Here is a 10007-nt window from a genome sequence, read left to right as displayed (position 1 = left end):
GCCTTCGGTTTTGAACACGCGCGGCGAGGAGGTGGCGACGCTGGTGGCGGAAGACGATGGGGAATAGCAATCGCCTCGGTCCCGGCGTGCGGGGGCTCGTAGGGCTCTCGGCCGCGCTGGCCGCGGCGGACGCCGGGCCCTGGCGAGAGGCGCTCCGTGTCGCGGGGCGGCACGCGAGTCGCGCCGAGGTCGAGGAGGTGCTGCTGCAGGCGCATCTCTTCGTCGGCTTCCCCATCGTGCTCAAGGCGTTCGGCGTCTGGCGCGAAATGACGGCGGAGGGGGGGGCATCGGCCCGCGGCGGCGGGGCGGCCCCGCCGGGCGGGGACGGGGCGAACGATTCGGCCGCTGCGGGCGAGGCGCTGTGCCGCGCCGTGTACGGGAGGTCCTACGAACGCCTGCGGAGGAACGTGGGGCGGCTGCACCCGGCCCTGGATCGCTGGATCGTGGAGGACGGATACGGCAGGACGCTCTCCCGTCCGGGGCTCTCGGTGGAGACTCGGGAACTATGTATCGTGGCGCTGCTGGCGGCGGCGGGGCACGAGGCGCAACTCCGGGCTCACCTGCGCGGAGCCCTGAACGTGGGCGCCGCCGCGGAGCACGTGGAGGCGGCTCTCGGCATCGGCATCGAGACGGCGCGGGCGGCCGGGGGGCGGGGAGCGGAACCGGACCGCCTGTGGGAGATGTGGGCGGAAGCGGGAAGTCGAGTGGAGAAGAGATCGTGTTCGTCGACGTAGCGCGAATCCATGTAACCGGGGGCGCGGGGGGCGCCGGCGCCGTCGCCTTCCGGCGTGAGAGGGGCGTGCCGCGCGGAGGGCCTTCCGGCGCCAGAGGCGGCGACGGAGGCGATGTCGTCCTCGTCGCGGACGGGCGGCTCGACACGCTGCTCGACTACTCCTACCGGGAGCACTACAGAGCGGACCGGGCCGCCCACGGCGAGGGTGGCAACCGGGTCGGCGGGTCGGGGGAGGACCTGCGCCTGCCCGTGCCGCTCGGCACGCTGGTGCGAGATGTCGAGACCGGGGGGCGGATCGGCGAGTTGCTGGACGAGGGGGATGAACTCGTCGTCGCCAGGGGGGGACGGGGCGGGCGGGGCAACGCGAGCTTCGCTTCGCCGACCCGCCAGGCCCCGCGCGAGTGGGAACCGGGGGAATGGGGCGAAGAGCGGCACATCGAGCTGGAACTCAAGCTCATCGCCGATGTGGGTCTCGTCGGCGAACCGAACGCGGGGAAGTCGACGCTCCTGGCCCGGGTGACGGCGGCGCGGCCCAGGGTCGCGGACTACCCGTTCACGACGCTCACGCCCAATCTCGGGGTCGTAGCGTTGAGCGACAGCCGCTCTTTCGTGATGGCGGACATCCCCGGGATCATCGAAGGGGCGCACGAGGGCCGCGGGCTGGGGACGCAGTTCCTCCGCCACATCGAGCGAACGCGCACGCTCGCGCTCCTCGTGCCCGTCGACGACGCGGACCCGCAGGCGACGTACGACCTGCTTCGTGAGGAACTCCGGGGGCACGACGCCGCGCTGGCCGGCATCCCGCACTGCGTCCTGCTGACGAAGTCCGATCTCCGGCCGCCCGACGCGGACGTAACGGTCGACGCCCCGGAGAGCTGGGGCCGGTTCGAGATCTCGGCGGTCACGGGCGCGGGGCTCGCGGAGGCCCGCGAGGGCCTGTGGGCGCGCGTCCAGGTCGAGAAGAAAGCGCTGGCGGGGCCCGAGGAGTCTGACCCGCTGGAAGGGGCCGCGACATGGCGCCCGTAGAGCGGGAGCTGATGGCCCTCATCGCGCTCTCGCGCGCTCCGGGTCTCGGGTTTCGTACCGTCCGGCGGCTGGTGGACCGCTACGGCGGCGCGGCGGCGGCGCTTCGGGCCGTGCGGGCCGCGGCGCCGGACGAGTTGCGGCGGGTGTGCGGTCGCCCCATCCCGACCGGGAAGGCCACGCGGGCGCTGGGGCCGGCCGCCGCGGAGCGTGCCCGGGGGCTCCTCCGGGCGGCGCGGGCGAGGGGACTCGGTGTGGTCGGCTACGGCGGCGCGGCGTACCCGGCGGAGCTGCGCGATCTGCCCGACCCCCCGCCCGTCCTCTTCTCGCGCGGGAGCCTCCCGTCCGACCCCGACCGGGCGGTCGCCGTGGTCGGGACGCGGGCGGCCTCCTCCTACGGCCTCCGAACGGCCTACACGCTGGGCCGCGAACTCGGGCGCTGGGGCTGGACGGTGGTCAGCGGGATGGCGCGGGGCATCGATGCGGCGGCCCACGCGGGGGCGCTGGACGCGGGCGGCCATTCCACCGGCGTCCTCGGCACGGGTCACGACCACGAGTATCCCGCCGAGAACCGCGACCTGTACGGGCGGATGCGGGCGCGGGGCCTGCTGCTGAGCGAGTTCGAACCGGGCGCGCCGCCCACGCGGGCGGCGTTCCCCCGCCGCAACCGGGTGATCGCCGCCCTCGCGCGCGGGGTCATCGTGGTCGAGGCCGGCGGGAAGAGCGGCGCTCTCAACACGGCGGACCATGCGCTCGACCTGGGCCGCGAGGTGCTGGCGGTGCCGGGGCGGATCGACGATCCGGGCGCGGCCGGGTGTCTGCGGCTGCTGCGGCAGGGCGCGGGGTTGGTGGCGGGCGTCCAGGACGTGTTCGACGCGCTCGGGTGGCTGCACGTCGCGGCGGACGGGGGGCCGGGCTCCGTCGACGGCAGCGGGTCCACGCAGGCGGAGGGCGAGGCGGCGGCGGCGCCCGACATGCAACTGCTCCGGGCCCTGACCCGGGGACCGCGGTCGCCGGACGAACTGGCCGTCGGCCTCGAGCTGCCGGTCGCGCGCGTCCTGCGTGGACTCGGCCGTCTCGAACTCGAGGGCTGGGTCGAGCGCAGGCCGGGCGGGAACTTCTCGGCCGTGCGGCGTCCGGCGCGACGCTGATGCCCGGCGAGCCGGTCGCCGCGGACCGGGCGGCGGCCGGGCCCGGCTTCCCCTGGGCCGTGCCGGCCGGCGCCCCGCGGCCCCGCGCCGCGTCGCGCGCCCCCGGCCCGCCCCGCGCCCTCTACGTGCATTTTCCCTTCTGCGCCCACCGCTGCCACTACTGCGACTTCTCGGTGAAGCGGGCGGCCTCGCCCCCCATCGGGCGCTGGCTGTCCGCCATCGAGCGCGAACTGGCCTGGTGGTTCGAGCGCGGTGGGTGGGAAGCCGGCACCGTACTCGACACGATCTTCGTTGGAGGAGGGACTCCGTCGCTCCTGGGCGGGGCGGGGATGGAGGAACTCGCGGAACGGATCGCCGCCTGGTTCCGGACCGATCCGCGCCACACCGAGTGGACGGCCGAGGCGAACCCCGCCTCGTTCGATGCGGATCTCGGGGTGCGGTGGCGGGCGGCGGGGGTGAACCGGCTGAGCCTCGGCGTTCAGGCGTTCGACGATGCGGTCCTCGCGTGGCTGGGGCGGCTGCACGACCGCCGGCGCGCGATGGAAGCCGTCCGCGAGGCGAAGGCTGCGGGCTTCGACGGCGTGAGCCTGGATCTGCTGTTCGGTCTTCCTCCGGAGGTGACACGGGATCTCGCGGCGGAGGTGGAGACGGCGGTCTCGCTCGGCGTTTCGCACCTGAGTCTCTACGGTCTCACGGTCGAGCCTCGCACGCCGCTGGCCGAGTGGATCCGGCTGGATCGCGTCCGTGCGCCGGACGAGAACCGTTACGCGGCCGAGTACCGCCTCCTGTCCCGCGGCCTGCGGGCGGCGGGTTACGACCACTACGAGGTGTCGAACTTCGCCCGGCCGGGAGCCCAGTGCCGGCATAACTGGGCGTACTGGAACCGAACGTCGTACCTTGCCGTCGGCCCGTCGGCGCACGGGTTCCTCCCACCTGTCCGCAGCTGGAACGTCTTTCGCTGGGATCGGTATGAACGCGCCCTCGACGCCGGTCGCGGCCCGCTCGACGGGTGGGAACGCGTGGGGGCGGCGGAGGAGGAACTGGAACGGATCTGGCTGGATCTACGTACTCAACGCGGAATCGGGCCGGGAGGGCCCCGCCTCGAACGTTGGACCGGGGCGGGCTGGCTGGAGGAACGGAACGGGCGCTGGGTGGCGACGATCGAGGGTTGGCTCCGGCTGGATGCGATCGTCGCCGAACTCGCGGGGGCCGAGGGACGATGACCCTCCCGACACTGACAGAACGCGAACAGGCCGTCCTCTCGGCGGTGATCGACTCGTTCGTCCGCACCGCCGCTCCGGCCGGCTCGCGGAGGATCGGAAAGGACTACGGGCTCGGTGTTTCTCCGGCGACGATCCGCAACACGATGGCCGACCTGGAAGGCAAGGGGCTGCTGACCCATCCCTACACCTCGGCCGGTCGGCTGCCCACGGACCTCGCGTACCGGTACTACGTGAACGCTCTCATGCAGCGGGGGAGGATCCGCAGACGCGACCGGGCGAAGATCGAACGCGAGTTCCGCGATGTCGAGGTCGGCGGCGTCGAGGACCTGGTGAGCAAGGCGGCGCGCGTGCTGAGCCTCCTCACCGGCGAACTCGGTCTCGCCGTCGGGCCCACGCTCGCGACGGCCACGCTCGAGCGGCTCGAACTCGTGCCCGTCTCGAGCGAGAAGGTGCTGCTCGTGTTCACGATCGAGTCCGGCGTCGTCCGCACGATCTACGTGGATGTGACGACGCGCGTCCCGCGCGAGACGCTCCATGCCGTGTCGCAGGCGCTGAACGAACGGCTGGCGGGGAGCACGATATCCGAGATCCAGACGACGCTGCGCGAGCGGCTGGGGGACTTGCGCTTCGATAGCGAGGGCGCGGACGAACTCATGAACATCTTCGTGCACAGCGGCCCCGATATCTTCGACTGGGCCCGGCGGGAGCGGGACGTGCACCTCGGGAGCACGGCGGCCCTCGCCGAGCAGCCGGAGTTCACGACGAGCGAGCGGCTGCGCCAGCTCCTCCTGCTGACCGAGCGCCGGGAATTGCTCGCGACCGTGCTCGGGGACCGCGGGGGCTCGGACGGCCCGCACGTCACGATCGGTACCGAGCACGGACAGCCCGAACTCGAGGATCTGACGATCGTCACGGCCAACTATTCCGTCGGGAGCCTGCAGGGGACGGTCGGAGTGATCGGCCCGACCCGAATGCCGTACGAGAAGGTCGTCTCGATCGTAGACTGGACGTCCGCCCTCCTCACACGTCTCACCCCATGACGAACTCCCCCACCCGCGGAGACGAGACCCGCACATGACCCGGGACTACTACGAATTGCTCGGCGTGTCGCGCGACGCGGACGCGGCCGAGCTGAAGAAGGCATACCGCCGCCGCGCCATGAAGTATCACCCGGACCGCAACGACGCCCCCGATGCGGAGGAGCGATTCAAGGAGGTGACCGAGGCGTGGGAGGTGCTGAGAGATCCCGGCAAACGCGATCTCTACGACCGCTACGGAGAGGCCGGCGTGCGGCGCGGAGGCGGAGGCGAGGCCCCGTTCTCGGGCTTCGGCAGCTTCTCGGACGCCTTCGACGTGTTCATGCGCGAGTTCGGCGGCGGGGGCTTCGGCGGCGGGGGTCTTGGCGACATCTTCACGCAAGCGTCCCCGAACCAGCTCCGGCGCGGCTCCACGCTGAGGGTCTCCGTGAACATCACGCTGGAGGAGGCGGCGAAGGGGGCCAAACGTTCCCTGCGCGTCTCGGTGCTGGAGCGCTGCGAGCGCTGCGAAGCCACCGGCGCCGAACCGGGTACCGAGGCCATCACCTGCGAGACGTGTCGCGGCGCGGGCGAACTGCGCATGGTGCAGAGGTCGATGCTGGGACAGTTCGTGTCGGTGCGGCCGTGCGCCGACTGCGGCGGCGAGGGGACCCGGGTCGCGGCGGAGTGCGCCGACTGCCGCCGGAGCGGGCGGGTACGGGTCGAGCGGTCGATCGAGATCGAGATTCCCGCCGGCATCTCGTCGGACGACTACCTCAAGCTGCGGGGACGCGGCAACGTGGGCCTGCGCGGCGGCCCGCCCGGCGACCTCATCGTGGGCGTGGAGGTCGAGCCGCACGACCGCTTCGAGCGGAGGGGGGACGATCTTCTCCTCGATCTGCCGATCACCTTCTCGCAGGCGGCCCTCGGCGTCGAGATGGAAGTCCCGACGATCCTCGGGCAGGCCCGGCTCAGCGTGCCGGAGGGCATCCAGGCCGGACAGGTGCTGAGGCTGCGCGGACAGGGGATGCCGAGGCTGCGTGCCGCGGGCCGGGGAGACCAGCTCGTGCGCGTACACACCTGGACGCCGAGCCGGATCTCCCGCCGGCAGCGGGAGATCCTCGAGTCACTGCGCGAGATCGAGGACGCGCCGCCGGAGCCGCGCCGTGGTGAGGACCCGAGTTTCTGGGAGCGCGTGAAGGCGGCGTTTACGGCGTAGCGGCCGCGATGGGCTGGTCCGCCATCCGCGCTTCCAGGCTCGCCAGAAGCCGGTCGAAGGGGACGGCGAATTTCTCCACGCCCTCGGCGAGCAGCTGGTCGGTCACGGCGTCGAGGTCGATCCCGACCGCCGCCAGCCGTTCCATCGTGCGCCTCGCCTCGTCGACTCCCTCGCCCAGGGTGTCTGCCGCGGTGCCGTGGTCCGTGAAGGCGTCGATCGTCTTCTCGGGCAGCGTATTCACCGTGAGGTCGCCGATCAGCGGCTCCACGTACTTCACGTCGGAATAGGACGGGTCCTTGGTGCTCGTGCTCGCCCACAGCATCCGCTGCGGATGGGCGCCGTGGCGGGCCAGGCGGGCCCACCGATCGGTCCCGAGCCGTCGAGTGAAGGAGCGGTACGCGAGCTTCGCGTTGGCGATGGCGGCCTCCCCCAGGAGCGTCCGGAAGCGGGCGGCATCGCTCCCCGCCGCGTCGGCCAGGGCATGGAGCCGTTTGTCGATCAGGGCGTCGATCCGGCTCACGAAGAAGCTGGCCACCGACGCGATTCCGTCGACGGAGCGCCCGGCCTCGATCCGCTGCTCCAGCGCCTCCAGGTGCGCTCCGGCGACCGCCTCGTAGGCGGCGATCGAGAAGAGAAGCGTGACGTTCACGTTCACGCCCTCGAACAGCGCCTGCCGGATGGCGGGGATGCCGGCGGGGGTCCCGGGGATCTTGATCATCACGTTCCCGCGACCGACGGCGTCGAAGAGGCGGCGCGCCTCCTCCACGGTCCGTTCCGTGTCGTTCGCCAGATGCGGGGAAACCTCGAGCGACACGTACCCGTCGACCCCCCCCGAGCTCTCCCAGACCCCGCGCAGGATGTCGCAGGCGCCCTGAACGTCGGCGATCGTGAGCCGGTCGTAGACCTCCTCGACGCCGAGGCCGGCGGCGGAAAAGCGCGCGATATCCTCGTCGTACTGGTCGCTGCCGGTGATCGCGTTGTGGAAGATGGCGGGATTGGAGGTCACGCCCCTCAGCCCCGCGGCCTCGACCCGGCGCGCGAGCCTTCCGTCGACCACCATCCCCCGGGTCAGGTTGTCGAGCCAGTAGCTCTGCCCGTGTTCCTGGAGCTGAAGCAGCGCGCTCATCTCTCTCCGCCTCCCCTCATGTGACGAGCCTCGATGTCGAGGACCTTGTCGAGCCGGCGCCGGTGCCGCGGCTCGGCCGAGAATTCCGCCGTCAGAAACGCCTCCGTGATGGCCCGCGCGAGTGCGATGCCGATCACGCGCTCGCCCAGGCAGAGGACGTTCATGTCGTCGTGGTCGACCCCCTGTGCCGCGGAGTAGGTGTCGTGGCACACGCCCGCCCGCACCCCGGGCACCTTGTTGGCGGCGATGCACACGCCTACCGCGGAGCCGCACACCACGATACCGCGCTCCACCTCGCGGGAAGCCACACGCTCCGCCACGGCCCGCGCGAAGTCGGGATAGTCGACCGAGTCGGTGCCATGCGTGCCCACATCGACGATATCGTGCCCCGCCGCGCGAAGCTCGGCGGCGAGGGTGTCCTTGTAGCCGACGCCCGCGTGATCCGCGCCGAGCGCGAGCCTCACGGGGAATTCCGAGGCGCGAGCCGGGCGAGGGCGCGCTCCACGAGCGCCTCCGCCGTGAACCCGAAACGCGCGAAGTTGTCGGCCGCCGAGGCGGACTGGCCGAAGCGGTCGATCCCGATCACCTCGCCGTCCGTGCCGACCCACTCCGTCCAGCCGAGCGTCGCACCGGCTTCGATCGCGAGGCGGGGGACGCCCGGCGGGAGGACCTGATCGCGGTATTCCGGCGTCTGGGCGCGGAACAGCTCCCAGCTGGGGAACGAAACGACGCGCGCGGGCACACCCTGCGCTTCGAGCCGTTCCGCCGCTTCGACCGCCACCTGCAGCTCCGATCCGCTGCCCAGGAGCACGACCCGGAGGTCGCCGGACTCGGGCCGCAGAACGTAGCCCCCCCGCGGCACGCCGGCGCGGGCCGCCCCGGCCGCGCGGGCGAGGTGAGCGACCTTCTGCCGGGTGAGGACGAGGATCGTCGGTCCGTCGCTTCGCTCGATGGCGACGCGCCACGCGTGGACCGTCTCCTCCGGGTCCCCGGGCCGGAGCACGACCACCCCCGGCATGGCGCGGAAGGAGGCGAGGTGCTCTACGGGCTGGTGCGTGGGGCCGTCCGCCCCGAGCCCGATCGAGTCGTGCGTCATGACGTAGATGTGCGGGAGTTCCATCAGCGCGGCGAGGCGCATCGCCGGCCGGGCATAGTCCGTGAAGGTGAAGAAGGTGGCGACGTAGGGTCGCACCGCGCCGTGCAGCATGAGCCCGTTCGCGATCGAGGCCATCGCGTGCTCGCGGACCCCCCAGCGGAGGTTCCGGCCCTCCGGACTCCCTCGCGAGAAGTTCGGCGAGTCGATGAGGGTGTTGTTGGAACCCGAGAGGTCGGCGCTCCCGCCGATCAGTTCGGGGAGACGGGGGGCCAGGGCGCCGAGGATGCGGCCCGAGGCGGCGCGCGTGGCGATGGGCGCGTCGTCCGGGCTGAACTCCGGGAGGTCGTGGTCCCACGCCTCGGGGAGCGCCGATTTCACGCGTCGCTCGAGCTCCGCCGCGAGTTCCGGGTGTTCCGCCCGGTAGCGTTCGAAGCGGTCGGCCCACTCGGCGGCCAGCACCTCGCCGCGGGCGACCTGCCGTCCCATGTGCCGGCGAACCGCATCGGGGACGAGGAAGGGCGGCTCCGGCGGCCAGCGGTACGCCTCCTTCGTGAGCCGGATCTCCTCTTCTCCCAGCGGAGCACCGTGCGCCGCGGCCGTATCCTGTTTGTTCGGGGCACCGTACCCGATATGGGATCGCACGATGATGAGCGACGGGCGCTCCTCGACGGTCCTCGCCTCCTCGATCGCCGCATCCAGTGCCGCGAGGTCGTTCGCGTCGCCGACCCGCTGCACGTGCCAGCCCATCGACTCGAACCGTCCAAATACGTCTTCGGAGAAGGCGAGGTCGATGTCGCCGTCGATCGTGATCCGGTTGTCGTCGTAGAGCCAGAGAAGTTTGCCCAGACCGAGGTGGCCGGCGAGCGAGGCCGCTTCGTACGAAACGCCCTCCATCAGGTCGCCGTCGCTGCAGATGACCCAGGTCCGGTGGTCGACGATCGAGTGCCCCGGCCGGTTGAACACCGCGGCTAGGTGGGCCTCGGCGATCGCCATCCCGACGGAGTTCGCGACGCCCTGGCCGAGGGGCCCGGTCGTCGTCTCGACACCGGCCGCGAGCCCGTGTTCGGGATGGCCCGCGGTCCGGCTCCCGGCCCTCCGAAAGCGGCGGATCTCCTCGAGCGGGAGGGCGTACCCCGTGAGGTGGAGCGCGGCGTACTGGAGGATCGCGGCGTGGCCCGCCGACAGCACGAACCGGTCCCGGCCGAACCAGGAGGGATCGCCCGGGCTGTAGCGCATGTGCCGCATCCAGAGGGTGTACGCCACCGGGGCGAGCGCCATCGCGGTGCCGGGATGCCCGGAGCCGGCCCGCTGAACGGCGTCCATGGCGAGGGTGCGAATCGTGTCGACGGACTGCGATACGACGGAAGGGTCGGCGGTGGGAGCGGCGGTCACGGGATCGGCTTCGGCCATCGTCGTTTCG

At 72.2% G+C, this 10007-nt stretch carries 9 protein-coding genes; 6 read left to right on the top strand and 3 right to left on the bottom strand.

Translation table 11 applies throughout. The features are described from left to right. The first annotated feature begins 56 nt into the window (after positions 1–56). The 6 genes from ACOQPP_RS05415 to dnaJ are packed head-to-tail and all read left to right on the top strand — an operon-like array spanning position 57 to position 6365. Positions 57–734, top strand: a complete 678-nt coding sequence (locus tag ACOQPP_RS05415; RefSeq protein ID WP_420635960.1) for a carboxymuconolactone decarboxylase family protein — start codon at positions 57–59, stop codon at positions 732–734. Beyond that, positions 716–1759, top strand: a complete 1044-nt coding sequence (gene obgE / locus ACOQPP_RS05410; RefSeq protein ID WP_420635978.1) for a GTPase ObgE — start codon at positions 716–718, stop codon at positions 1757–1759. Before ACOQPP_RS05415 ends, obgE begins: the two co-directional genes overlap by 19 nt. Then, positions 1747–2907, top strand: a complete 1161-nt coding sequence (gene dprA, locus ACOQPP_RS05405; RefSeq protein ID WP_420635959.1) for a DNA-processing protein DprA — start codon at positions 1747–1749, stop codon at positions 2905–2907. Before obgE ends, dprA begins: the two co-directional genes overlap by 13 nt. Further along, a complete protein-coding gene (gene hemW / locus ACOQPP_RS05400) occupies positions 2907–4130 on the top strand; it encodes a radical SAM family heme chaperone HemW (protein ID WP_420635958.1) in 1224 nt (407 codons plus the stop codon). Before dprA ends, hemW begins: the two co-directional genes overlap by 1 nt. Then, a complete protein-coding gene (gene hrcA / locus ACOQPP_RS05395; RefSeq protein WP_420635957.1) occupies positions 4127–5170 on the top strand; it encodes a heat-inducible transcriptional repressor HrcA in 1044 nt (347 codons plus the stop codon). Before hemW ends, hrcA begins: the two co-directional genes overlap by 4 nt. Positions 5171–5204: 34 nt before the next feature. Then, a complete protein-coding gene (gene dnaJ / locus ACOQPP_RS05390) occupies positions 5205–6365 on the top strand; it encodes a molecular chaperone DnaJ (RefSeq protein ID WP_419166269.1) in 1161 nt (386 codons plus the stop codon). Here the strand turns inward: dnaJ and tal are convergent. The 3 genes from tal to tkt are packed head-to-tail and all read right to left on the bottom strand — an operon-like array spanning position 6355 to position 9997. Further along, a complete protein-coding gene (gene tal, locus ACOQPP_RS05385) occupies positions 6355–7491 on the bottom strand; it encodes a transaldolase (protein WP_419166270.1) in 1137 nt (378 codons plus the stop codon). The two genes, dnaJ and tal, sit on opposite strands and share 11 nt — an antisense overlap. Continuing rightward, a complete protein-coding gene (rpiB, locus tag ACOQPP_RS05380; RefSeq protein WP_419166271.1) occupies positions 7488–7955 on the bottom strand; it encodes a ribose 5-phosphate isomerase B in 468 nt (155 codons plus the stop codon). The genes tal and rpiB overlap by 4 nt, the downstream gene beginning before the upstream one ends. Continuing rightward, a complete protein-coding gene (tkt, locus tag ACOQPP_RS05375; protein ID WP_419166609.1) occupies positions 7952–9997 on the bottom strand; it encodes a transketolase in 2046 nt (681 codons plus the stop codon). Before tkt ends, rpiB begins: the two co-directional genes overlap by 4 nt. Positions 9998–10007 lie beyond the last annotated feature (10 nt).

The organism is Candidatus Palauibacter sp. (genome assembly GCF_965222475.1).
Classification (GTDB): Bacteria; Gemmatimonadota; Gemmatimonadetes; order Palauibacterales; family Palauibacteraceae; genus Palauibacter.
The sequence above is the reverse complement of the archived record's forward strand: the minus strand, read 5'-3'. Positions and strand labels throughout refer to the sequence as shown.

What these genes read in the sequence shown, in the direction of transcription:
- ACOQPP_RS05415 (WP_420635960.1), top strand. Translation starts at nt 57, where the DNA reads ATGGGGAATAGCAATCGCCTCGGTCCCGGCGTGCGGGGGCTCGTAGGG.
- tal (WP_419166270.1), bottom strand. Translation starts at nt 7,491, where the DNA reads ATGAGCGCGCTGCTTCAGCTCCAGGAACACGGGCAGAGCTACTGGCTC.
- dnaJ (WP_419166269.1), top strand. Translation starts at nt 5,205, where the DNA reads ATGACCCGGGACTACTACGAATTGCTCGGCGTGTCGCGCGACGCGGAC.
- tkt (WP_419166609.1), bottom strand. Translation starts at nt 9,997, where the DNA reads ATGGCCGAAGCCGATCCCGTGACCGCCGCTCCCACCGCCGACCCTTCC.
- dprA (WP_420635959.1), top strand. Translation starts at nt 1,747, where the DNA reads ATGGCGCCCGTAGAGCGGGAGCTGATGGCCCTCATCGCGCTCTCGCGC.
- hrcA (WP_420635957.1), top strand. Translation starts at nt 4,127, where the DNA reads ATGACCCTCCCGACACTGACAGAACGCGAACAGGCCGTCCTCTCGGCG.
- hemW (WP_420635958.1), top strand. Translation starts at nt 2,907, where the DNA reads ATGCCCGGCGAGCCGGTCGCCGCGGACCGGGCGGCGGCCGGGCCCGGC.